The organism is Lutibacter holmesii, assembly GCF_042679665.1.
Taxonomy (GTDB): Bacteria; Bacteroidota; Bacteroidia; order Flavobacteriales; family Flavobacteriaceae; genus Lutibacter; species Lutibacter holmesii.
The window spans coordinates 259,346-284,631 of sequence record NZ_JBHTMV010000004.1 but is presented as its reverse complement, the minus strand read 5'-3'; the positions used below and the strand labels follow the sequence as shown (position 1 = coordinate 284,631).

24 protein-coding genes and 1 other RNA gene are annotated in these 25,286 nt (G+C 29.2%); 7 read left to right on the top strand and 18 right to left on the bottom strand.

The annotated features are described in order from the left end of the window. Positions 1-79: 79 nt before the first annotated feature. Positions 80-1,816 (top strand): ABC transporter ATP-binding protein, encoded by a 1,737-nt coding sequence (locus ACFQ5N_RS09595; RefSeq protein ID WP_386809278.1) that lies wholly within the window; start codon positions 80-82, stop codon positions 1,814-1,816. Between the two features lies 1 nt (position 1,817). Here the strand turns inward: ACFQ5N_RS09595 and ACFQ5N_RS09590 are convergent, their stop codons facing one another. The 7 genes from ACFQ5N_RS09590 to ACFQ5N_RS09560 form a co-directional block, all read right to left on the bottom strand. After that, the gene (locus ACFQ5N_RS09590; protein ID WP_386809277.1) at positions 1,818-2,297 is read right to left on the bottom strand and encodes a hypothetical protein; all 480 of its coding nucleotides are present in this window, start codon (positions 2,295-2,297) and stop codon (positions 1,818-1,820) included. A 9-nt stretch (positions 2,298-2,306) separates the two neighbouring features. Beyond that, positions 2,307-3,707, bottom strand: a complete 1,401-nt coding sequence (locus ACFQ5N_RS09585; RefSeq protein WP_386809276.1) for an exonuclease domain-containing protein — start codon at positions 3,705-3,707, stop codon at positions 2,307-2,309. After that, positions 3,707-4,480: an XRE family transcriptional regulator gene (locus tag ACFQ5N_RS09580; protein WP_386809275.1), complete on the bottom strand. Its 774-nt coding sequence runs from the start codon at positions 4,478-4,480 to the stop codon at positions 3,707-3,709. The genes ACFQ5N_RS09585 and ACFQ5N_RS09580 overlap by 1 nt, the downstream gene beginning before the upstream one ends. 100 nt (positions 4,481-4,580) lie before the next feature. Next, complete coding sequence (locus tag ACFQ5N_RS09575) at positions 4,581-4,742, bottom strand: hypothetical protein (RefSeq protein ID WP_386809274.1); 162 nt, start codon at positions 4,740-4,742, stop codon at positions 4,581-4,583. 29 nt (positions 4,743-4,771) lie between these two features. Next, positions 4,772-7,084, bottom strand: a complete 2,313-nt coding sequence (locus ACFQ5N_RS09570; RefSeq protein WP_386809273.1) for a patatin-like phospholipase family protein — start codon at positions 7,082-7,084, stop codon at positions 4,772-4,774. A gap of 133 nt (positions 7,085-7,217) precedes the next feature. After that, complete coding sequence (locus ACFQ5N_RS09565; protein ID WP_386809272.1) at positions 7,218-9,665, bottom strand: TonB-dependent receptor; 2,448 nt, start codon at positions 9,663-9,665, stop codon at positions 7,218-7,220. Positions 9,666-9,672: 7 nt separating this feature from the next. Then, on the bottom strand, positions 9,673-11,376 hold the full coding sequence (locus ACFQ5N_RS09560; protein WP_386809271.1) for a M23 family metallopeptidase: 1,704 nt from the start codon (positions 11,374-11,376) through the stop codon (positions 9,673-9,675). A gap of 168 nt (positions 11,377-11,544) precedes the next feature. Between ACFQ5N_RS09560 and ACFQ5N_RS09555 the strand changes: the two genes are divergently transcribed. The 4 genes from ACFQ5N_RS09555 (at position 11,545) to rny (ending at position 13,921) form a co-directional block, all read left to right on the top strand. After that, a complete protein-coding gene (locus ACFQ5N_RS09555) occupies positions 11,545-11,835 on the top strand; it encodes a hypothetical protein (RefSeq protein WP_386809270.1) in 291 nt (96 codons plus the stop codon). Between the two features lie 10 nt (positions 11,836-11,845). Further along, positions 11,846-12,142 (top strand): cell division protein ZapA, encoded by a 297-nt coding sequence (locus tag ACFQ5N_RS09550; protein ID WP_386809269.1) that lies wholly within the window; start codon positions 11,846-11,848, stop codon positions 12,140-12,142. 56 nt (positions 12,143-12,198) lie between these two features. Further along, a non-coding RNA gene (gene ssrS, locus ACFQ5N_RS09545) (6S RNA) lies at positions 12,199-12,305 on the top strand. A gap of 47 nt (positions 12,306-12,352) precedes the next feature. Next, on the top strand, positions 12,353-13,921 hold the full coding sequence (rny, locus tag ACFQ5N_RS09540; RefSeq protein WP_386809268.1) for a ribonuclease Y: 1,569 nt from the start codon (positions 12,353-12,355) through the stop codon (positions 13,919-13,921). Between the two features lie 58 nt (positions 13,922-13,979). On the opposite strand, the gene xerD is transcribed toward rny, so the two are convergent. Then, entirely contained in the window at positions 13,980-14,885 is a 906-nt protein-coding gene (gene xerD / locus ACFQ5N_RS09535; protein WP_386809267.1) for a site-specific tyrosine recombinase XerD, read from the bottom strand. A gap of 148 nt (positions 14,886-15,033) precedes the next feature. Here xerD and ACFQ5N_RS09530 point away from each other — a divergent pair, with 148 nt between their 5' ends. Together ACFQ5N_RS09530 and aroQ are read left to right on the top strand one after the other, a co-directional pair. Next, positions 15,034-15,645 carry a porin family protein gene (locus ACFQ5N_RS09530; protein WP_386809266.1) on the top strand — a complete coding sequence of 204 codons (612 nt, stop codon included), beginning with the start codon at positions 15,034-15,036 and terminating at the stop codon, positions 15,643-15,645. Positions 15,646-15,718: 73 nt separating this feature from the next. Then, positions 15,719-16,135 carry a type II 3-dehydroquinate dehydratase gene (gene aroQ / locus ACFQ5N_RS09525; RefSeq protein WP_386809265.1) on the top strand — a complete coding sequence of 139 codons (417 nt, stop codon included), beginning with the start codon at positions 15,719-15,721 and terminating at the stop codon, positions 16,133-16,135. On the opposite strand, the gene ACFQ5N_RS09520 is transcribed toward aroQ, so the two are convergent. From ACFQ5N_RS09520 to ACFQ5N_RS09475, 10 genes are all read right to left on the bottom strand, one after another. Further along, positions 16,136-17,032 carry a hypothetical protein gene (locus ACFQ5N_RS09520; protein WP_386809264.1) on the bottom strand — a complete coding sequence of 299 codons (897 nt, stop codon included), beginning with the start codon at positions 17,030-17,032 and terminating at the stop codon, positions 16,136-16,138. Positions 17,033-17,087: 55 nt separating this feature from the next. Beyond that, positions 17,088-17,645: a hypothetical protein gene (locus tag ACFQ5N_RS09515; protein WP_386809263.1), complete on the bottom strand. Its 558-nt coding sequence runs from the start codon at positions 17,643-17,645 to the stop codon at positions 17,088-17,090. An 82-nt stretch (positions 17,646-17,727) separates the two neighbouring features. After that, a complete protein-coding gene (locus tag ACFQ5N_RS09510; protein ID WP_386809262.1) occupies positions 17,728-18,189 on the bottom strand; it encodes a hypothetical protein in 462 nt (153 codons plus the stop codon). Between the two features lie 25 nt (positions 18,190-18,214). Beyond that, positions 18,215-18,781, bottom strand: coding sequence for an RNA polymerase sigma factor (locus tag ACFQ5N_RS09505; protein WP_386809261.1), 567 nt, complete (start codon positions 18,779-18,781; stop codon positions 18,215-18,217). A gap of 143 nt (positions 18,782-18,924) precedes the next feature. Next, the gene (locus tag ACFQ5N_RS09500; RefSeq protein WP_386809260.1) at positions 18,925-19,689 is read right to left on the bottom strand and encodes a TIGR02757 family protein; all 765 of its coding nucleotides are present in this window, start codon (positions 19,687-19,689) and stop codon (positions 18,925-18,927) included. A 105-nt stretch (positions 19,690-19,794) separates the two neighbouring features. Continuing rightward, entirely contained in the window at positions 19,795-20,232 is a 438-nt protein-coding gene (locus tag ACFQ5N_RS09495) for a hypothetical protein (protein ID WP_386809259.1), read from the bottom strand. A gap of 171 nt (positions 20,233-20,403) precedes the next feature. Next, positions 20,404-21,321 carry a tRNA (adenosine(37)-N6)-dimethylallyltransferase MiaA gene (gene miaA / locus ACFQ5N_RS09490; protein ID WP_386809258.1) on the bottom strand — a complete coding sequence of 306 codons (918 nt, stop codon included), beginning with the start codon at positions 21,319-21,321 and terminating at the stop codon, positions 20,404-20,406. Beyond that, positions 21,314-22,120: an ion transporter gene (locus ACFQ5N_RS09485; protein ID WP_386809257.1), complete on the bottom strand. Its 807-nt coding sequence runs from the start codon at positions 22,118-22,120 to the stop codon at positions 21,314-21,316. The genes miaA and ACFQ5N_RS09485 overlap by 8 nt, the downstream gene beginning before the upstream one ends. 93 nt (positions 22,121-22,213) lie before the next feature. Beyond that, positions 22,214-24,181, bottom strand: coding sequence for a transglutaminase domain-containing protein (locus ACFQ5N_RS09480; RefSeq protein ID WP_386809256.1), 1,968 nt, complete (start codon positions 24,179-24,181; stop codon positions 22,214-22,216). Positions 24,182-24,205: 24 nt separating this feature from the next. Next, positions 24,206-25,285: an exonuclease domain-containing protein gene (locus ACFQ5N_RS09475; protein WP_386809255.1), complete on the bottom strand. Its 1,080-nt coding sequence runs from the start codon at positions 25,283-25,285 to the stop codon at positions 24,206-24,208. Position 25,286 lies beyond the last annotated feature (1 nt).

Below are 25,286 nucleotides of genomic sequence, written 5' to 3'. Positions count from 1 at the left end.
TTTAGGCAGTTTTTTTATGTCCAAAAATTGATGGTTACTTGTTGTAAGGTATACATCAATTATTCCACTATATTTGTGTATGAGTAAAAATAAAGTATCGTTTGCCTGGGCATTTAAAGAATTTATTTGGCCACGAAAAAAAATAATTTTTATAGGGTTAATCCTTATTATTTTAAAAAGTTTGGCAGGACTTGTAATTCCTTTACAAACTAAAACATTGGTTGATAAAATTGTACCTAATGGTGATATGAATGGTTTGTATCAACTTTTAATAATTGTAGTTGTAGCATTATTAATTCAAGCTTTAACTTCATTTTCATTAACACGTTTGTTAAGTGTAGAAGCACAACATTTAATTTCGTTATTAAGAGCTCAAGTACAAAAAAAACTTTTAAAATTACCTATTAATTTTTTTGATAATAATAAATCTGGAGCATTGGTTTCAAGAGTAATGTCTGATGTTGAAGGTGTTCGTAATTTGGTTGGAACAGGATTGGTGCAATTAATAGGAGGTTCTATTACAGCTATTGTTTCTTTTATTTGGCTGTTAAAAATTAATGCTACTATGACCTTTGTTGTATTGGTTCCAGTTATTTTATTTGCTTTTGTAATGTTAAAAGCCTTTGGAATAATTAGACCTATTTTTAAAGCACGACGTAAAATAAACGCTGAAGTATCTGGGAGATTGACAGAAACATTAAATGGAGTACGTGTTATAAAAGGTTTTAATGCAGAAGAACAAGAAAATCAAAATTTTGAAAAAGGAGTTGAAACACTTTTTTTAAATGTGAAAAAAAGTTTAACGGCAACAGCAATTATTACAAGTTCTTCTACTTTTTTAATTGGATTGGCTTCTGCTGGAATTATGGGAATTGGCGGTTATTATATGATGAATGAAACTATGACCTTAGGTGAATTTATTCAATTCACATTATTATTAGGTTTTATGGTAGCGCCAATTGTTCAAATGAGTAATATTGGAAGTCAAATTACTGAGGCTATGGCTGGTTTGGATAGAACTCAGGAGTTAATGAATATGACAGAAGAAGACAATCCAGAAGAAAGAACGATTGTTCTAGACAAAATTAAAGGAAGTATTGTTTTTGATGATGTTTCATTTAGTTATGATGAAGGTAAAGAAGTATTACATAACATTTCTTTTGAAGCTCCTTCAGGAAGTGTAACAGCGTTGGTTGGTTCATCAGGTTCAGGAAAATCAACTATTGCTGGTTTGGCAGCCACATTTTTAAACCCTTCAAAAGGAAAAGTATTGTTAGACGGTTTAAATTTATCAAAGGTAAATTTGAGTAGTTTTAGAAGTCGTTTAGGAGTAGTGTTGCAAGACGATTTTTTATATGAAGGAACCATTAGAGAAAACATATTATTTCCAAGGCCAAATGCCACCGTAGAACAACTGCAACAAGCGGTAAAAGGAGCTTACGTAGATGAGTTTACCAGTCGTTTTGAAAATGGTTTAGACACCGTAATTGGAGAAAGAGGTGTAAAGCTTTCAGGTGGACAACGACAACGAATTTCTATTGCAAGAGCGTTGCTTGCAAATCCAAAGATGATAATATTAGATGAAGCTACTTCAAACTTAGATACTGAAAGTGAGGCTTTTATTCAAAAGAGTTTGGGTGTTTTAATGAAAGATAGAACAACTTTTGTAATTGCACATAGATTAAGTACAATTCAACAAGCAGATCAAATATTAGTGATTGAAGAAGGTGAAATTGTTGAACGTGGAAAACACGACGAATTAATTGCTAAAAAGGGACGATATTACGATTTGTATACTTACCAAAGTAGAATATAAATCAACGTTTTTGAAGATCTTGAAGTTCTAAATTATAATCGTATTGCAAGTCTTCGTGAACTAAAAGCAACTTTTTTTTAATAGTTTCAATTTCTCTAGTTTGAATATTTTGAAGTACTGTATTTCTTGAAATAGCGGGTTTAAATTCTTTCATTTTTTTACAAAAATAGAGTAGAAGTTCAATTTCTGTTTCTTTCTTTTTTGAATACCGGATGTATTTTTTAATCATTCGTAATATTTTGCGCACACTTTTTTTTATAAAATAATAGGTTTTGGTATTTATAAGTTCAAATTGTTCGTCTATTTCTAGTTTTACTGTTTCAATATAACCTTCTTCATAAGAAGCTTCAAACAATAAATAAGTGAGCAATTCTTTGTTTTCCTTTTTAAATTTTGATAAACGTAAGCACAACTCAATCAATTCACTGTTTGATTTATTATTGAGCTCTTTTTTTAAAACAGTAACCGTTACAGCTTTCATAGTTAATTTTTACGATGCAAATAAATTAAAAGAATTTAATTCAATAACCACATTATCTAAAACTTCTATGGTGTCAGTATTTTTTTTCAAATATGAATTTAAAATACGTTTTACATCATTATTGTCTTTTAGAGCGGTAATGTTGTTTAAATAATCACTTACAGAAGTTAAATTACTAGTTTTTGAAGCGTAACCAAATCCTTTGTAAATACCGTTTACAATTAAAACATATCCGTATTCATCGGTGGTTCTTCCTCGTTGTTTTATTACAAAATGTTCTGCACTATATTGAATAGATTCAATGGCTTTTTTAACTCTTTGGTTGTAAATGTTTATAGGTTCTTCATTTTTACAAACGCCATTACATTTTTTTAACTGATAATGAAAACAAGACGAAACATTGGACTGTAAATGGCAATATTTTGGGCATAATTCAAACTCTTCACAAAGTTTTTCAAGAAAACTTCTACATTCTGTAGTGCTATAAAATTTCATTAACGGATTTGAAATTAATTTTAATCGGTTGAAAGCTAAATGCATAATTCCATTTCTGTCTTCGTAGCTAAATAAGCCAATACTTTCTGAGGCTCTTCGTTGCGCACGGTTGTATTTTGGAAACCATTTTTTTATTTCAGAAGATTCTAACAGTAACGCTAGTAATTCACTTCCTGTTTCAACAAAAGTAACTTGAGCAATTTCTAAGCACATTGTGACTTCTTTTTTAGACTTGTCGTAAAAATGACTTAGTACACGTTGTTTTATATTGTTTGCTTTTCCTACATAAATTATTTCATCTTTTTCATTTTTAAAATAATATACGCCTGTTTTTTGTGAAAGTTCGTCAAGTATTTTTTTTGGTAATAATGGTGGTAAAGTAGCTTGTCTAGATCGTGGATTTAAAAAAGATCTAAAAACCTGTTCATCTGTATCTAATTTTAGTAATTTTTCAAATAAAATGGTGGTAGCTTCAGCATCACCTTTTGCTCTGTGCCTGTCTTGAATATGAATATTTTGACTACTGCATAAAGCGCCTAAACTATAAGATTTTAATCCTGGAATTAATTTTCGAGATAAGCGAACGGTACATAATTTTTTTCGTTTAAAATCAAAGCCTAAATCTTTAAATTCTTTCTGAATAATGTTATAGTCAAAATTTACATTGTGAGCTACAAATATGGTGTCTTTTGTAATTTCGGCAATTTTTTTAGCAATTTCATAAAACTTTGGAGCGCTACCAACCATTGCATTTGTAATACCAGTTAAATTAGTAATGAATGGTGGAATAACACATTCTGGATTTACCAAACTAGTATATTCTTCAATAACTTTTTCACCATCAAAAACAAATATTGAGATTTCAGTAATTTTTGAACTGTGGCCAGTGGTTTCTATATCTACAATTGAGTACATTAATTAACCGTTTTTTGAAGTTCTTTTAATTCAACACCTAATTGGGTTAGCATACTTGCAATGCTGCTTATTTTTAATTCTTGCTCGCTGTATTCTTGTGTGTTAATGCTACAAGTAAACTCCCACAATTCAATAACTTCTTCTACAGGAACATAATACGGATCGTATTTTTTATTATCTGAAGCTAATAGTAACATATTGTGTTCTTCAATTTTGTCGTACACTCTTTTGTATACAATTCCGTCGTTTAAAGTAAGTACAATGTAAGTGTGACCGTCTTTTAAATCTCTAATATCTTCTACAAAACGTGCAACAATATAGGAGCCACTTTTTACAGGCAACATAGAATCTCCTTTAATAGGAAAAGCTCTGTGTGTTCCTGTAGGTAAAAACGGTAATTTAATTTTGTTTAAATGTTCAATATATTCAGGGTCTGAATAGCCTCGTAAATAACCTGCGGAAGCTTCTACAGGCACCATTTCAATAAATTCTTCATCTTGAGAATCTACCGTTATTGGGAAAAGAGTTCTTTTATTACCTACATTCATAAAAGAAGCTTCGGTGGCTGAAGATAAATTATTTTTAATAATTGCATCAATTGGGATATTGAAAAAATTAGACAATTCAATTAAAAAATCAATAGGAGGTGAGGCTCTTTCTTCTTCGTAAGAGCTTATTCTTGAGCGTGATACATTTAGTTCGGTTGAAAATTGTTCTTGGGTTAAACCTTTTAAAGTTCGTAAATGTTTAATGTTGTTTGCTAAGTAATTCATAAAGCTTAATAAATGAGCGCGTATTGCTAATAATTTAAGCTAATATAATCAAAAAAAATAAATGACCTATTTTTATTTAAAATTTAAAGAAAGAATTGATTTATGAATTTGTGTTGTTATTTTCTTGACTTCTTCTAACTATTTCTTTTAAGCGTTGTTGGTTTGCTAATTTTTTAGCTGTTAGTTTGTTCTTTTTTTGAGCCATTAATTTACTATGTTTTGCTTTGTTTACAGTGTTTTTAGCGTGTCCTTTTTTTGCCATATTTTATGTGTTTAGGTTAATTTAATATGTTATCGGTTTAAAACGAGTCCCATACTAAAAAATACACGAATTTTATTAATATCATTAACATAAGAAACATCAAAAGTAATTGGCCCTAAATAGGAATGGTATGCTGCTGTAATACCTGTAGAAAATAAGGTACTTGTATTTGTAGACTCACTCCAGTTTCCGTTAGGTGAAAAAGCTTCTTTTATGTATTCATTAAAATCTTGAAATCCAACAGAAGCAATATTTAAATGAGGTGTAAAGTATAATTTATTTGCTGGGTTAAATTGTGCGGCAACATTTAGTTTTAAAAATTGGCTAACATTTAATTCATCTTCTTGTAATCCTGGGAAAGTAAAGCTACCACTTCTTGGATTTATCATTGTTCCTCCTACAAAAAATTTAGCTGCATAACCAAAATCAGTAAATGAAACTTGATTTTGTTGTAAATAATCTTCAAAAGTGAGTCCAACTGTAGCGCCAAATATTCCTGTAATTTTATTTTTGAAAGGAATTCTTTTTTCAAAGTCTAAACTTACTTTTGTAAAACCATTTGTATTTCCTTTTTGATTGGATTCTGGATGTTCAATAAATTGAATATTTGTTTTATGCAATATTGATCGGTTTACGGTTGCATTAAATCTATTTCCATTTGTAGCATAAAAAACAGTATTTAAATTGTTAAATATGTATTGTGTGTAAAGCTCTAAATTGTTAAACTTATAATCATATAAGTCTAAAACATTACTATTGTATAAAGGGTCATTTATTGGTTTTAAATTGGTGAATTGATACTTTATACCTCCACCAATATAACTGTGTAAAGAATTTAAGTTTTTATTAATCTCATTATTGAACTGATAAAAACGGTATCTCATTCTGTCTGCAATATTTCCATCAATAAAAACACGTTGTTGTAGTCGTTCAGTAAAAAATTCAGAGCGCCACCACATTGATTTATATTTTCCAAAGTTTTTTTGATATTGCAACCGCAGTCTAGGTTGTTCAGCAATATCAATACTAAACAATAAACGAGATGAGTTTCCAATAACATTTCTTCCTGTATAATTAGCAATTAACCCAACACCACGGTAAGTGTCGTAATGTAAAGATCCTTTAACTTGGTGTTTTGATTTCTCAAAACCTTTAAATGATATTCCTTTTTTATCTTTTAAAGCTAATGAACTAAAGGTAATTTGCTTAAAAAGTTGTGTTCCCATTGCTTGGTTAACACTTTTAATAAGATCATTTGTTGTGTATGCTGTATTTGTTTTAATATTTGCTCTAGCCTTTACCATTTCAATATTAGCTTTGCTTATTCCTGTGTAATGAATAGTGTCTATTTTAAATAACTTAGGAACTTTTGGAAGGCTATGAGGTTTAGATTTATAAGGTTTTAATTGCTGCGCTAATGCAACTAAATTTGTTAATTGTGTATTTGTAGCAATTTTTCCTTGCGCATAAATTTCTTTGCTATTTGCAAAATCACCTGTAGAATATGTTAAGTTTTGGGTATGGTCAATTAATATATTACAATTTGATTGATTTACGGGGTTTTTTAAGTTACTACTAAGCATTCCTGTTTGGAAAAGAATATTTGGAATATTATCTAACTCTTCAATTGGAGCCAAACCTCCACCAACATCGCTACCAATAATTATGTCAGCACCTAGCTCTTTAGCTATATCAGTTGGGAAATTATTTAACACACCACCATCAACCAATAGTGTTTCTCCATATGGTACGGGTTCAAACACACTTGGTATAGACATACTAGCTCTCATGGCAATCATTAAAGAGCCTTTATCTATAACAAGTTCTTTACCATTAACAATGTCTGTAGCCATTGCTCTATAAGGAATTGGCAATTCGTCAAAATCAATAATATTATAAACAGGATACGTTAAAACAGATAAAAATTCACGTAAATTTTGATCATTAATAATTCCTGAACTTACTTTTGGCTTTCCTTTTACCAAATCAAAGTCAGCTACATATCTATTAAATTCACTTTTTTCTTCTACGCTTACGTCAGAAAGTAAAATACCACCTCCTAAAAGATCGTCCCAATCTGTGTGGTTTGCTATGTTTGCAATGCTATCGCCTGAATATCCTGCCGCATATAATCCGCCAACAATACTTCCCATACTAGTTCCAATAATTAAATCAGGAACAATCCCTAAGGAATCTAACGCTTGTAACGTTGGTATATGTGCAACACCCTTTGCGCCACCACCACTTAAAACCAATACTACTTTTGGTTTTGTTTCTTGTGAAAAAGTAATGAAAGGAACAGAAATTAAAAATGTGAATAATAATAGCTTGGATAACTTCATAAAAAATTAATTTATGTATGCTTAGTTTTAGTTTGTGTTTAAATTTACCTTTTTATTTTTAAAAATAGAAGTTTAAAAAAGCTGAAGGTAGTATATGTTTATTTTGTGTACTAAATTATAGAGAATTAGTAATTTAAAACTTCATATGTAATTTTACATTAAATACACGAGGTGTCATATAATTTGGAATAGCATAATATTCTTTTGAATATACGTCTCTAACCCAAGTATTTGTGATTGAGTTTTGCACATCAAACAAATTGTAAATTTCAGCACCTAAAGAAAGTTCTTCAAATTGTTTTAACCAACCTTTTGTATTTTTGTTTTGCGCATCTGTAAAAACATAAGATATACCAATATCAGCTCTTTTATAATCATTCAATCTACTTTGATAATTATAAGCGTTGCTATACGAAGGGGAACCACCTGGAACTCCTGTATTATAAACCAAGTTTAAATACATTTTTACCATAGGAATATTTGGCATATAGTCTTGAAAAAGCATACCAAACTTAAAGCGTTGATCAGTTGGTCTAGCTATGTAGCCCATATTATCGTAATTTTCTTCAGTTTTTAATAAACCTATACTAATCCAACTTTGCGTACCTGGAACAAATTCCCCATTTAAACGCAGATCTAATCCGGTAGCATACGCAGTTGCATTGTTATCTGCTATATATCTAATTCTAACGTTATCTACTGAATACACATTTACATTACTTAAATGTTTATAATATACTTCAGAAACTAGTTTAAAAGGGCGATTCCATAAATTAAAACTAAAGTCATTTCCAATAACTACTTGTAATGATTTTTGAGCATCTACTGTTGGAATTACTGTGCCTTCATAATTTCTTAATTCTTTATAAAAAGGAGGTTGGTGATACATTCCTCCGGAAATTCGAAATAGCATATCTTTTTCCCAAGCTGGTTTTATAGCAAATTGCCCGCGTAAACTATACGTAATTTGGTTAACAGTAGCAATTTCATCACCGTTAATATTCCAATTGTGAGAACGTAAACCCAAGTTATACCAAATTTTATGATTGTTAATGAAAGCGTTTTTGCTGTATTGGGCAAACCAAACTAACCTATCAATTTTTACATTGTTTTGAGCCTGAACATTTTGATAAGGTTCTATTGGATTTGTATAAGGTTCATAAGGTTGATTGTTTGGAATGTGATGCGGCGGACGTACATTAAATCCAACAGAATCTATTACTTCCCATTCATTGATGCGATCTCTTATATCTTCAATTTTGTACTTTATTCCGAAATCTATTTGATGACTATTTTTTTTGTACGTACCTTTTATTTCTGCAGCACCAATTAAAGCATCTAAATCATTTCTAGCGTGATTTAATTGTGATCCAATACCTTCTGAAAATTCTACATCACCAAAATTGGAGGCGCTAAAATCTGCATTTACTTCACCTAAATTATACGCTGCAAAAATATCGTAATGTTCTTGTTCTACAGTGTGATAGAGTGATGTGGTTAAATTAAAACTTAAATTATTGTTAACTATGTAACTTCCGTTTATAGCACCAAATAGTGTTTTAAAAGCATCTTTTTCTTGACCTTCGTAATAAACAATTAATTCTAACGGATCACTAACCGTCCCAAATTTGGTACTTCTTGATTTAGGTGTATAATTATAATTGTTAAGTGAAAAAACACCTAAAAAATCAAGTTTAAATTTTTCATTTATTAAGTAAGATAGGTATAATTGTGCATCGGTAAAATTTGGTTCAGTAGTAGTTTCAATGTCTTTGCTGTTTATTAATAAACTATTATTTCTATAGCGTACACCAACTAATGCACTTAGTTTATTATTAAACATTGTACCTTCAATAGTTGCACTTGCGCCTAATAAACTTGCGCTAATGTTTGCTGCAAATTTTGTTGGAGTTCTATAGGTTATGTCTAAAACCGATGAAAGTTTATCTCCATATTTTGCTTGAAACCCACCGGCTGAAAATTTTACATTTTGTGCCATGTTTTCATTTACAAAACTTAAACCTTCTTGTTGTCCGGTTCTTACTAAAAACGGCCGGTAAACTTCAATGCCATTTATATACACTAAATTTTCATCAAAATTTCCACCACGAACATTGTATTGTGTACTTAATTCATTGTTATTATTTACACCTGCAAATGTGAGTAACACGTTTTCAACACCTTCTTTTGCTCCAGGAATTTTAGTTGCCGTTAAAGGGTCAACGTTGATAGTTCCTTGTGCTTTATCTTTTGAATTTTCAATAACAACCTCATGAATTTCTTCTACTTTTGCGGTTAAAGTTGGTGAAAAACGAAATGTTTTATTTTTAGGGATTTTCACTTTTTTCTTATACGTGTTATAAGCAACGTGTGTAAAAATAAGTGTAATTTCAGTATCAGCAGTTACCGTTATAGTGTATTCACCTTTATTGTTTGAAACTGTCCCAAACTTTGAAGTAGTTACAGCAACGCCTTCAATAGGTTCCTTAAATTCGTTTTTTAAAACGCCTTTAACAGTTGCATTTTGAGCGGTTACAATAGTTGTGAATAGCAGTAATGCTGTTATAATTAAATTTTTCAAGGATTATTTATTTTTTTCTAAAAAAAGTTGAAGTCAATGTTGTTGTGTTGCCAACATTGTCTGTAACGGTTACTTTAAGGTTGTGTTTTGCTTCTGAAAAAACTTGATCGTTAAAGTCATAGGTTAATAAACCACTTTTTACATTGTATTCCATTAAAATCCATTTACCATCAATTTCACCTCTATAAGATTTAATTCCAGATCCTTTATCAGATATTTTTACTTGTAAATTTTTAAAATGAGTTAACCATTGTTCATTTTTAACATTGTGTAATTTAACCGAAGGTTTAAAGGTGTCTTTTTTTAATGTGTAGGTTCCTAAATTTTTTGTGGTTGTATAAAAAGTTGTTTCTTTTTTAACCGTTTTTTGGTAAGAAGTGTTTCCATTTTTTTTGATGGAAGCAATATATAATTGTTTTTTTTCAATTTCTGAAAATTTAGAAACATCAAAAGTTAATGTGTATTTTCTATCAAGTGGAAGCGTAGGTGTGTGCACTTTTGCAATCCCATTTTCCACCTTAAAATCTAAATAAAAATCAGTGTAAAAAGTGTTTTTTGGAAAAGCAACCGTAACACCATCTTGTGTAAATTTATTAAATTCAGCTTTTTTAATTTTATAAGGTGTTTTAACAATTGGTTTTGAAACAGTAGTCGTATCTTTTTTACCAACTACCGGAATGGTGATTTTTTGTTGATTACCTTCAAAATCTTTGGCTACAATGTCTATAGAGTAGGTAAGTCCGTCTTCAACAGTAATAAATCCATTATTTATTGAAACAGGATACATATTTAGTTTGTTTGAAGGCTCTGTAAATGTTTTTTGTACACGTTGATTTAATTTTTCAAGACGGTTATAATCTACCAATAAATTAATATATTTTGTTTCAGAAAAAGCAAAAGAACTAGCTTTAAACTCATGGACTTTTTTTCCATTTACGGCCATTGTTAAGCTGTAAATACCATTTTTGTTGTAAGCGCCATCTAACTGATCGTATACATTTACACCAAATCCTATAGAGCCAAAAGCATTAATTTTATTAGCTAAGTAATCACCATTTTCTAATTTTCTATAAGAAAGTTGTACGGGAACATTTACTTTATTTATGTGAGAATTTGCATTTAATGAATACCCCATTAAATTATTTAATCTAGGTTTTTTAGAGTCACTCACTTGAATGCCAAAATAAAATGGATTTATTGGTTTTTCGGTTTTAGAATCTCTAATTTCAAAATGTAAATGCGGCCCAACAAAACCACCAGTACTTCCACTAAACGCAATAATTTCATCTTTAGTTACAGGTAATTCATTAGCTCCCGGAAATAATTGAATTTCAAACGACTCTTTTTTGTATTGTTGTTTTTTTATATAAGACTCTATGCGGTCATTAAATTTTTGCAAATGCGCATAAACAGTTGTGTATCCATTTGGGTGTTTAACATAAATAACTTTACCGTAACCCCATAAAGAAACTTTAATTCTAGAAACATATCCGTTTGCAGCAGCAATTACATTTAAACCTTCTTTTTGCAGTGTTTTAATATCTAAACCAGCATGAAAATGATTGGTGCGTAGCTCTCCAAATGTTCCAGATAACACTAAAGGAATATCTAAAGGATTACTAAAATAATTAGTAGGATAGGAGGAAACATCACCTTGACTATAGCTACATTGTGCTATTAAAATTAGAATAACTGAAACTAGTTTTTTCACTGAAATTTGTTTTAGGCTAAAATAGTAAATTATATTTTTTACAAGGTTTAATCTTAAAGCTTTTATACTTAACGAAGTAACATTTCTATAAAATGATGGAAAACAGTTGTAATATTGGTTCACTAATGTTAACTTTGTATTATATAGTTTATAATCTTTTAGGGATTTATGAGTCACATCACAGAAGTTGTTAATTTAGTTGAAAATAAACTCAAAATACTTTTAGAAAATTATAATTTTTTAAAAGAAGAAAATGATTTGTTATTAAACAAATTGGCTATTTTGGAAAACGAAATTTCTAAGGAAAAGCAATTATTTGAAACACTTGAAAAAAAATATCAAGTTTTAAAAATTGCTAAAACTATAGAGGGCAGTAAAGAAGATAGAAGAGAAACAAAACTCAAAATAAATGCTTTAATTCGTGAAATTGATACTTGTATAAGTCAATTAAGCGAATAAGTTCTTTAAAATGGCAGAACCTTTAAAAATAAAAATAACAATTGCTGGTCGCGTATATCCTATTAAAGTAAATAGTGTAAATGAGGAGGAAGGAATGCGAAAAGCAGCAAATCAAATAAATGATTTGGTTAATAAATTTGAAAAGAATTATGCAGTTAGTGATAAACAAGATGTGTTGGCCATGTGTGCCTTGCAATTTGCATCCTTAATTGAAATAAACGCCATAAATAAAGAACAAGATTTATCTGAAGCAACCAATAAAATGAATACGTTATGTGCTTTAATTGATGAGCATATAAATAAATAAGTTCTTTAAAATAGTATTAATTAATAACACTGCCTACATTAGTTATTGTTTGTTAAACTCAACACTACATCTTTATAAAGGATGAGTCTTAATTGTAAAAGCAAGCCGTCTTGAACGGATCCTTGATCAATTAGTTAGTCCTAAACTTGTTTATAAGGAGTTTACATAAAACCACTCTAATGTAGGTTTTTTTATATCTAAATTTGAAATATGGTAGAGTATATAATGCCAATAATTGTTGGTATTGCAATAGGATTGACAATTGGTCTTATTATTGCAAAAGTTGTTGAAAAAAATAAAGCAACTAAAATTTTAAGAAATACAAAAAAGGAAGCAACTTCAATTTTAAGAGAAGCTAAAGTTGAAGCTGATGCAATTAAGAAAGATAAGATTTTACAAGCTAAAGAGCGCTTTATAGAATTAAAATCTGAACATGAAAAAGTAATTATCGCTAGAGATAAAAAAATTGCTGATGCTGAAAAAAGAACTAGAGATAAAGAATCTCAAGTGTCTCAAGAACTTGATAAAAGCAAAAAATTAAACAAAGAATTAGTTGTTAAAATAGCTGAAAACGACAAGAAGTTAGAGTACTTTGAGCGTAGAGCTGAAGAAGTTGATAAATTACACAGAAAACAAGTTGAAAACTTAGAAGTAATCTCAGGATTGTCTGCTGAAGATGCTAAAACTGAATTGGTGAAATCGTTAAAAGATGAAGCTAAATCTGATGCAATGGCATTAATTCAAGATACTATTGAAGAAGCTAAATTAACAGCACAGCAAGAAGCTCGTAAAGTTATTTTAAATACAATTCAACGTGTAGGTGTTGAACAAACTGTTGAAAACTGTGTGTCTGTTTTTAATATAGAATCAGATGATGTAAAAGGTAGAATTATTGGTAGAGAAGGTAGAAATATCCGCGCCTTAGAATCTGCTACTGGTGTAGAAATTATTGTTGATGATACACCTGAAGCTATTATTTTATCTTGTTTTGATCCTGTTCGTAGAGAAATAGCGCGTTTGTCATTACATAAATTAGTAACAGACGGAAGAATTCATCCTGCACGTATTGAAGAAATTGTTAAGAAAACGGAAAGACAATTACAACAAGAAATTATTGAAGTTGGTAAACGTACCGTTATAGATTTAGGAATTCACGGATTGCATCCTGAATTAATTAAAACTATTGGACGTATGAAATACCGTTCTTCTTACGGTCAAAACTTATTACAGCACTCTCGTGAAGTAGCAAACCTTTGTGGTATTATGGCTGCTGAACTTGGTTTAAATGCTAAACTAGCAAAACGTGCTGGATTGTTACATGATATTGGTAAAGTACCAGAAACAGAAAGTGATTTACCTCACGCCTTGTTAGGAATGGAATGGGCACAAAAATACAATGAAAATGCTGAAATATGTAATGCCATTGGTGCACACCACGATGAAATTGAAATGAAAACCTTAATAGCTCCAATTGTTCAAGTTTGTGATGCTATTTCAGGAGCAAGACCAGGAGCTCGTAGACAAGTTTTAGATTCTTATATACAACGTTTAAAAGATTTAGAAGATATTGCGTTTGGTTTCCAAGGAGTTCAAAAAGCATATGCAATTCAAGCAGGTAGAGAATTACGTGTAATTGTAGAGAGTGAAAAAGTGAATGACGCAAAAGCATCAGAATTATCGTTTAGTATTTCTCAAAAAATACAAAACGATATGACTTATCCTGGACAAGTAAGAATTACAGTAATTCGTGAAACAAGAGCTGTTAATATTGCTAAGTAAAAAAAAATTAGATGTTCTTATCTTTAAAAAATCTCACTTCGGTGAGATTTTTTTATGTTTATTTGTTTTTATTTCTAGGATGAAAAGTAGCAACAACTTCTTTTAAAAAGCTTTTATCAACATGCATATAAATTTCGGTTGTGGTAATACTTTCGTGACCTAACATTTGTTGTATAGCTCTCAAATCTGCACCACGTTCTAATAAATGCGTAGCAAATGAATGTCTAAAAGTATGCGGACTAATTTTTTTCTCAATTCCAGCTTTTGTTGTTAAGTTTTTAATAATGGTAAAAATCATAACTCTTGATAATTTTTTACCTCTTCTGTTTAAAAACACAGTATCTTCAAAACCTTTTTGAACAGGAATATGTGATCTTATATCTTTAATATAAAATTGAATGTATTTTTGAGTGTGCTTATTTATTGGTACAAAGCGTTGTTTGTTTCCTTTCCCAATAACTCTTATAAATCCTTCCTCAAAAAACAAATCAGAAACCTGTAAGTTAATCAGTTCAGAAACTCGTAAGCCACAACTGTACAAGGTTTCTAAAATAGTTCTATTGCGTTCACCTTGTGGTAAACTTAAATCTATACTTTGTATTAAAGTATCAATTTCTTCAATAGATAAGGTATCAGGAAGTTTTCTACCAATTTTGGGTGTTTCAATTAAATCTGTTGGATTGTCTTTACGATAATCTTCAAAAATCAAATATTCAAAAAAATTACGCAATCCAGAAATTAATCTAGCTTGTGAACGAGCATTCAAGTTTTTAGCAACAGTATAAATAAATTGTTGAATATCATCGTGTGATATTGAAAGAGGAGTAGTGACTATTTCATGTTCTTCTAAATATGAAAGTAGTTTTTTAACATCGTTACTATAACTATCAATAGAGTTTTGTGCAAGCCCTTTTTCAATCTTTAAATAGAACTGATAATCCTCTAAAATTTTTAACCATTTCATTTTATAAAAATACATTTTTATTAAGTATTGCAATAAAATAAATACTCAAATTATCAGGCGAATATCAAGTTGAAGAAATAATTGTTTGATAACATCAAATTAAATAATTACAGTATATTTGGCAAGAATTTAACAAAAACTATTTATTATGAAAAAAATTATTTTATCAGTAAGTATTTTATTACTTGCTATAACAAGCATAAATGCACAAGCTTCTTTTGGTATAAAAGGAGGTGTAAACTTTGCATCAATTTTAAACGAAAATATTAATGGAGTAAAAGGTAGAACATCATTTAATGTAGGTCTTGTTGCTGAAGTAGAAACTTCATATAGCACAGCTGTTCAAGTAGAATTATTGTACTCTGGTCAAGGTTTTAAATATAACGGTGGTGGTATTATTGGTGGTGTTGAAGCTTTAGAAGATACCTACAGATTAGATTATTTAAATTTACCTGTTGTATTTAAATATTATTTTAAAGAAGGATTTAGCTTTGAATCTGGACCTCAATTAGGTATTTTATTATCAGCCAAAGCTGTAGATGCTGATGTAAAAGTTGGTGATGCCTTTACTGATCTTACTTTTGATTGGTTAATTGGTTTTGGTTATAAATTTGATAATGGGTTTAATGTAAATGCACGTTATACTTTAGGATTGACTGATATTTGGAAAGGTCCAACTGTTAATCCGCCATATTACTACTATAACTATGGTAAAGTAAACGGTGTTTTTCAATTAACACTTGGGTATTACTTTAACTAGTAACTTGAAAATATTTTAAAAAGGAAGCTAATAGCTTCCTTTTTTTTTGCTTAAAATTAATTACTTTTACCTTATGAAGAAAATATTGATATTAAACGGACCTAACCTAAATTTACTAGGTAAACGTGAACCAACAATTTATGGGACTTTAACTTTTGAAGAATATTTTGAATCTATAAAAAAGAAATATGCTGATGTTGAACTTGTTTATTATCAAAGTAATGTTGAAGGTGAACTTATAAATAAGCTGCACGAAGTAGGTTTTAGTTTTGATGGAGTTATTTTTAATGCTGGTGCTTATACACATACTTCAGTAGCTATTGGCGATGCTATAAAAGGAATTGAAACACCTGTAATTGAAGTGCATATTTCTAATGTTCATGCTCGTGAAGAATTTAGACATGTTTCTTACATAGCTCCAAATGCAAAAGGTGTAATTGCAGGTTTTGGACTGCAAAGTTATGAGTTGGCGTTAGAAAGCTTTTTGTAATTAAATATTTAAAAGATACGCCATTCCAAAATTAAAAAAACTTGTATTTTCTAGGTCTGTTTCTAAACCTATTTCATTTGGGAAGTTAAAATTATAGCCAACTTCAAAATCAAAAGACTGAACACTATATTGCAAAGGAATACTTAATTGACTGTTTATTAAACTATACGAGCTTAATTGTAAAATAGGAGTTTCTGCAACTTCAACAAATTCATTGGTTAAAGTTGTATTTTGAATTGAACCAGCCGTTAAATCTACAAGTTGTGTACCAGTTATAATGCTTAACTGTGGTCTTAGTTTTAATTTGTGTTTATTTGTTTTTATCAAATATATGTTAGCGTAACTACTTGAAATTATTTGATAGCTTGTATCACTTCCAAAATAAAAAGAGCCTGATATTTGTGTTCCTAACGTTCTTTTTTTGGTGTGAATACCAATACCAGTATTTAGGGTGCTATTGTATAAGTTATCAAGATCATTTGAGTAAAAAAATACTGATGCCGAAGTATAATATGAGTAATTTTTATTTTTTCCAAAACTTTTCCCAAAACCAACAGTGGCTTTGGTAACATCCCAATTCGGAGTAAATTCGCTATAATAAATTCCAGATAAACTTGCATAAAAACCTTTAGAATGCATATATGAAATTTGTGGCGTTAAATTAAATTGATCAATATCTACATCTCGGCCTGAAAAATAAGTAGCCGCATTATAATTTACAGAAAAATATAAAAATTGAAAATGAACTAAAGAAGCAATTAAATCAGTTATAGTTTCCTCTTCCAACAAAAGCTCATCTATAAAAACATCTACATTTTTTGAAGTTGTAGATGGTTGTTGTGCTTTTGCTGAAAAAATAATTGAAATAAAAAATATGATTGCTATTATTCTTTTCATTTTTTTGAAAGATGAAAAGTGGTTAAGTTTCCTTAACCACTTTATTAAATTTTAATTAACTACCACCGTTTCCGTTGCCATTGCCAGTTCCATTACCTGTTCCATTTCCATTGCCGGTTCCATTACCTGTTCCGTTACTATTTCCAGTTCCGTTGCGCATTTTAGCTCTCCTTTGTTCTTTAATAGCTTCTATGGCTTCATTTCCTGTATCAGTATCTTGGTTAACTCGCATTCTCATTCGTAATTGTTGACGTTGTTCAGTTGTAATGGTACTTCTAAATTGTTCTTTTAATTCACGAACACTTTCACGGTTAGTTTCCATCATAGTGAGTTGTGCTTCAGTTAAAGTTAAGCGTAAAGCATCTTGGCGTTCTTGTCTGGTAAGCTCTTGGTTTTCAATTATTAATAATTGTTCTTCAGTAAGTGTTTCTTTAAAGGCATCTCTATTTGCTTTTATTAACTCTTGTTGTTCTTGAAAAAGTAATTTTTGTTGTTCAGTTAAATTTTCTAATGCTAATTTAGGTTGAGAACCTTTATTATTTTGAGCTTGTATACTAGATGTTACTAGTAAAACTCCAAATAGGATTGTGAATATTAATTTTATTGATTTCATTTTTATAGATTTTTAAAGATTAAATTTTATTCTATTTTGAACGTTCTATTATTTAGACCTTAGGTATATTAAAAAGTTTTAATTACTGAAAAATTAATTCGTCATTCATCATTTCATCTACAATATAACTGTCAATATATTCATCAATAAGTATATCTTCTACAATATATTGAGCTACATAATTGTCAATATTTTCATCATCAACAAATAGGGAAGTTAAAATGATATTATCTTCTGAAGAAAAATATTGATCCATCAAATTTGTATCTTGAATTTTGTGTAGTGAATCAGAAACTATGGTAGGCACATTTTTTAAAGATGAAAATGTTGTTGGTTTAATTAATGTAAACGTAATTAACAGAGCAATACTAGCAGCCGCTAACCAAACAACGTTTGTTTTATTTAATAAAATACGTTTTGGTTTATTTTTAACTGAAACTTTATGAAAAATTTCATTCTTTGATGTTTCAAAGTAGTTGTTTGGAGTAGAAAATCCTAATTCCTTAGAATGGGTTTTATCAATATTATTGTTATTTAATTTCATGTTTTATGATTTTAGTTAGTAGTAGTTAGACCTTAATTTTAAGGGAAAGTTCTTCCTTGTTTATGTTTTTTTTAATAAAATCAACCGTTTTGTAATACGATGTTTTTATGGTGCCTTCTTTAATTCCTAAAATGGTCTCCATTTCATTAAATTTTAAATCGTCAAAGTATTTTAGATGAAATATATGGCGTTGTTTCTCAGGAAGACTTGCTAAAATACGCTGTAATTTTAATTGAATTTCACTTCCTTCAAAGAAAGTATCAGAAACCAATTGATCCATATACATTGAAGTAATTTCATTTAAGGATTGATGCTGTTTCTTTTTTTGTTGTTCTAAAAATCGTAAAGATTCATTGTAAGCAATTTTGAACATCCAAGTATGTAATGAACTTTTTTGTTTAAAATTGGGCAAACTTTTAAAAATTCTAACAAAAGTATTTTGTAAAACATCATCAGCATTTTCATGGGTTATAACTAATTTTCGAATATGCCAATACAATCTTTTTTGATAAAGTTGAAGTAATTGCTTAAAGGCTTCATCTTTATGTTTTGGGCTTGTTAATTTTTGTATGAATTCTGACTCGTTTACCAATTATTTAAGATTTAATACAATTAAATTATTATTAATTAAAGTTATTAAATATTAGACCTTGAAAACTTAAGAAAGTTTGAAATAATATTTTTTTAATGAGATTCTAATATTCATTTGAACATAGAATTACCTATGTTATTATTTTAAAACTTTTCAAAAACACCCAAACCAAATAAGGCAAAATCATATTTTACCGGATCATTGGCATCCATTTTTCTTAAAGCAGTATCTAATTCAGCTAATGCTTTGGCATCATTTTGTTTCCTTGTTAAAATCCCAAGTTTTCTAGCAACATTCCCTGAGTGAACATCTAACGGGCAAGATAATACACTAGGTGAGATAGATTTCCACAATCCAAAATCAACACCATTTTTATCTTCTCGAATCATCCATCTTAAATACATATTTATTCTTTTCGCTGCGGATCCTTTTAAAGGATCTGAAATGTGTTTAGTTGTTCTTATTGGATGATTTATTTCAAAAAATATTTTTTTAAAGTGATGAATTGCGGGTTGAAGTGAATTTGACGTGGCATTTTGTTGAAATACATTTTCCAAACCATTGTAATTTTTATAAATGTGGTTTAGAGCTTTTATAAAATAAGTGAAATCTATATGATTAAAAGTTCTATGAACAAAACCATTAAAACTATCTAAATGATGTTGCTTGTGATTCATTACAAAATCAAATGGAGAATTTCCCATGAGCTCCATCATTTTGTGAGAATTATTTATAATCATTTTTCGGTTTCCCCAAGCAATTGTGGCTGCTAAAAACCCTGCAATTTCAATGTCTTCTTTTAGCGTGAAAAGATGTGGTATTTGTACAGGATCACTTTCAATAAATTTTGGATTGTTGTATTCCAATACTTTTTGATCTAGAAATTCTTTAAGGTCCTTTTTATTCACAATAATTATATTTGAAATGATTTATTAAAGATAACTATATTTAATAATTAGCCATAAAAAAAGGCCTTATTAAAAAATAAGGCCTTTACATACGTTTTATAGGTTTTAGAAATGTAGTCCAACTCCAAAGCCACCAAAAGAAGCAGTTCCGCCACCAAATTCAGCAATAATACCTAAGGTTTTGCTAAGTTTATATTCTACACCAACGTGTGCATTTATATTAAAAGCATCATCTCCTCCAAGTACAAAACCAGTGTCAACACCACCCCAAATATCCCAAGGTTCAGGCAAACTCATTAAACTATCAAAATAGTAATCAGCTCTTGCACCAACGGTTAAATTATCAAAGTCAAAAGGAACTACAACAGATGGAGAAATGGTTACATTCTCCATAATTGGAATTTCGTATTGAGCATTGATAGCTGCATTATCACCAAAAGAAACATATAGGTTTAATGCGGTGTAATCTTCTTGAGCAGTTGCAGAAGTTGAGAATCCTAAAAGGATACTAGAAAATAAAAGTAAAGTAAGTAGTTTTTTCATTTTAATCGTTTTTTTAATTGGTCAAATATACTTTTTTTGAGTAAAAATTTATAATTTTTTAAATATAAACGATGAAGCTGTAATTTACTGCATTAATAGATTTGTATTTCTCTCTGTTTGTAGATTTTACTTTAGAAGTAATAATTAAAATTAAGCTTGTTTAATAAGATGTTAATTTTTAGAAGTTAACAGTAAGTTTTCGGTTTCCTTTATAATTGTGGCTACATTTTCCTCAAAGTTAAACCAATTAATTTCAGTATCTTTTTTATTCCAAGTAACTTGTCTTTTTGCAAAACGACGTGTGTTTTTCTTAATTTCTTCAATAGCAAACTCTAAGTTTGATTGTCCTTCAAGATAATTGAAAAGTTCACGATAACCAACTGTTTGTAAAGCGTTTAAGTATTTGTGTTTAAACAGTTTTTTAGCTTCTTGTTCTAAGCCTTCTTGTATCATAATATCTACACGTTTATTTATGCGTTGGTACATAATTTCTCTTTCGGCTGTCAATCCAATTTTAATACTTTTAAAATTGCGAGTTGCTTTAGGTTTGTTTTTAAACTCGGCATATGTTTTACCTGATCCAATACAAGTTTCTAATGCTCTAATTAATCTGTGTGGATTGTCAATTTCTATTTCATTGTATGACGTTGGATCTAGTTTTTTTAATTGTTTTTGAAGTGATTCAATTCCTTCTGTCTCAAGTTTTGCATTTAATTTGGTTCTAATTTCTGGATCAACTTTTGGAAAATAATCCAATCCATTTAGCACGGCGTTGGCATATAAACCGCTACCACCAACCATAATAACTACATTGTGTTTTTTAAAAAGTTCATCTAATTTTTTTAAGGCATCTTTTTCAAATTGCCCAACACTATAATCATCAAAAATTGATCTGTTTTGAATAAAATGATGTGGTGCTGCTGCTAATTCCTTTGTAGTTGGAACTGCTGTACCAATACACATTTCTTTATAAAATTGGCGTGAATCACAAGAAATAATTTCTGTATTAAAATGTTTCGCTAAGTGTATGCTTAAGGCAGTTTTTCCAATAGCGGTTGCACCAACAACGGTAATTAAAAATTTATTCATGGTATAATTTTTCGCCACATTTATGACAGTATTTTGCATTATCTAAATGGTTGTGTGCTGAGCAATATGTGCAGTGCTGTGTGTTTGTATGCAATTTAGGTTCTTCTGATTTTGCCATTTCAGAAGTAACAATCCCAGTTGGTACGGCAATAATTCCGTATCCTAAAATCATTACCAAACCAGCAATAAATTGCCCTAGTGGTGTTTGTGGTGCAATATCTCCATAACCTACGGTAGTTAGTGTTACAATTGCCCAATACATACTTTTGGGTATACTTGTAAATCCGTTTGTAGGACCTTCAACAAGGTACATTACTGTTCCTAAAATAATAGTAAGAACAATAACACTAAATAAGAATACTGAAATTTTAATTCTACTTGCTATTAAAGCGGTGTGTAAACTTTTAGAAGCTCCTAAATAACGTCCTAATTTTAAAATTCTGAAAACACGTAATAAACGAAGCGCTCTTAATGCTATGAGCGCATGTGAACCTACTACAAAAATTGAAACATATTTTGGGATAGTTGCTAAAAAATCTATAATTCCATAGAAACTAAAAATATAGCTTGACTTCTTTTTAATACTTGCAATTCTAGCTATATATTCAATTGTAAATAAGATGGTTATAATCCATTCAGAAAAATTTAAAATGTCATGGTATTTTTTGTCAATACTTTCAACACTCTCTAACATTACCAAAATTATACTAATTATAATAGTAATAATTAATATTACATCAAATAATTTCCCATGCTTGGTATCGGCTTCATAAATAATATCATGAACCTTTCTTTTCAAGTTAGGCTTAGTATTTTTAATGTCTTTTTTCAAAATAGTGTAAACTTTTCTATACTAAAATTAGTGTTTTTCTTTAGATAAAGAAAACAGACTTTAATTTGTTTCAACTTTTTTAATAACTAGTGGTGTTTTTTGTGCTATTATGGTGTGTTCAAAAAGTTTTTTTAATGAATTATATTCATTGTTTAAAAATTTGTCTTTTGCAATTGTGAGATTGCTCTGCAGTGTATATTTATAATCTTCTATTAATTTTGAGTTGATTTCAAAACTAGCTCCATTTTCAGTAATATTATATTTTTCTGACTTTGGAAAAGATTCAATTTTGTAGTTCTCAGGTAGTTCTATGTTGAAGTGTAAATTATATTTCTTGATAAATCCAAAATCAACAGGATACAATCTATCTTCTTGTTTAAAAGGATTTTCTTGAAAGCTTCCTCCAAAAAATGGATTGAAATATATTTTTCGAGGATCATCAAACTCTACAACAAAATCAAATACTTCAATAATTGGTTTATTAATATCGTTTTTATTTTCTAACGTGTAATTTTCTACCGTTAAATTTGAAAAAATATTTTCAAAATCATCAGCAATTTCATCGTTGTTTAGTTTTAAATATGCTATTCTTTTATTTAAAGCGTGGTAACCTGTGCTAACTCTTCTTAATTTTCCGTGAATACTTCCATCTTCATTTAAAACTAAGCTAGCATATAAATTTGTTTTATTGTTTTTAGTTGGAATAATGTTAACCCAATAACTATCATTTTTAAAATCCATAGCTCTACCATAGCTGTTCAAACATTTAAAAGGTAACAACCCAAATGGATTTAATTTTTGAGACGCATCTAATAAATAGTAGGTGTTGTTAATATTTACTTTTGCCAATACGTAATTAAAATCTGATATTATAGGATATAATTTTGTTGGTACGCCATGATTTCTGGTTGAAGATAAAACTAATTCAGTGTTTAAACCTACCGTTTTTAAGGCGTTAATTAATGAAATATTTATTTCGGTTACATTACCAATTTTTGCTTCAAAAGCCTGTTTTACACGTGCATTTTTAAATATTCCATATTTTTCATTCCAAGTAAAATGATCTTGAATAAAAGTGTATACAGCTTTTGCTTTGTCTAAATCATTAGGAATATTTTTAATTTCTTCTGGTATTAAATCTTCAAAATATTTAATTTTTTTAAACTGAATACCAATGTTTTTATCAGATTTAAATTCCTTATCTACAGCATCCCAAGTTGTTGTGTATTTTTTCTTTGTTCCATCAAACCAAACAGACTCAGCTAATTCAAATTTTATTTTTGATATAAAATTTTCTTTACTAGTCATATAATCTTCTTCAATAAAAGCAGGAATGTTTTTCATTCCGTAAACTATCTCTTCACAATTTGCATCACCCATAACACCAGGAACATGAAAGCAATGTTTTTTTACGGTTGAATTGTTTAAACTAAGTTTTAAGTAACCTGTTAAACTTCTGTTGTAGAAATAATTACCAGGGATAAGAGCTTTGTATTGACTTGATAATTTTGGAATATCTGATTGAAAATCCCAACCTGTTAAATTAAATTTAAAAGGAGTAACCACAGTATATGAAACTTCAATAATGCAGTTTTCTTTAAGGTTTGGCATTGTAAATTTTACAGATTTCCAATTTGTGTTTTCTTGCTCAGTAAACACATTGTTTAGTGACAAATGTGTTTGATTTTTAGTGTTACTGTTATGCGTAATTCCCTTAATTTTTACAACCTTTTCACTGTTATTTTTGTTCGCATAAATTGGAATTGAAAATGTGCCGTGTTTAAAACCTTCTTTATTAAAAATTTTTATTTTAAAGTAATAGGTTGTGTTTACATTTATGTTTCTATCATCTACAGTGAACTTTGAATCGCCAGATTCATAGAGTACAACTGCATTAGCAGTAGCATCTATTTGTGAGGCTTTAAAACTTAGATCATTTGCAGTGATTTCTCCAAATTTATATGTTGTTTCTTGAGAATAGGAATAAATTGTTATTAAAAGGAAAATGAGGGTGAGTGTTTTTTTCATAGTATTTTGAGAATTTTAAGATATCTAAAATTCAATTAATTTTTCAATTTGATTTTTGTCGAGGTACTTTTTAATAATATTTCTATTTAAGATTGAATCTTCCATAGGAGCAATTAAATTTCGAAGTACTTCAATATTATTTATTTGATAACTTAAATCTGTAAAGCAAAACCCTTTAAATTGATTGTTTTCAACTAATAATACCGCTTTTTCTCCAACAGTTCTACCTTTATCAATAAGTAAAAAGTTTTGACTACTAAACTCAACTGTTTGAATGTTGTTTTTTAATTTGTAGTTGAAAATAGGTTTATTAATTTTTATTTCTTCAGAAAATTTTAATTGAGCAATTAAATCATTTCCTGTAGTTTCATAAGTGATTGAAGTCACATTTTTTTGAATGGTTTTGGCTTTTCTAGAAGCTCTTAAAAACAATTGATTTACTGTTTTTTTAATATTTTTGCCCTTACCAATGTATACAATTTTACGTGAATTGTTGTGTACATAAAAAACTCCAGTCTTACTTGGTAGCTCGTCTAATATAGACATTAATTTTGGAGCTAGTTTTTTAGGATTATCAGCTTTTACTGCTTGTTTAATAATATTCTTTTCAACATCTTTATTTAGTAAAAGCTTAAATAATTGAACTGTTGCCAGTGCATCACCATCAGCTCTATGTCTACTTGAAATAGGAATACCTAAAGATTTACATAAGCGTCCTAATTTGTAGGAGGGAAGGTCTGGTATTAATTGTTTACTAAGTTCTACAGTGCACAACGTTTTAGGATCGAAATGATAACCTAATCGTCTAAATTCAGTTGCTAATATTCTACTATCAAAACTAGCATTGTGCGCTACTAAAATGCAATCTTCAAATATTTCAACAATACGTTTTGCAATTTCATGAAATTTAGGTGCATTTACCAACATTCCATTATTAATTCCTGTTAAAGTAACTACAAATGGTTGAATATCTTTTTCAGGATTTACAAGGCTAATAAATTGATCTACAATTTCATGACCATCAAATTTATAAATAGCAATTTCAGTAATTCCTTCTTCATTAAATTTACCACCTGTTGTTTCTATGTCTACAATTGCGTACAAA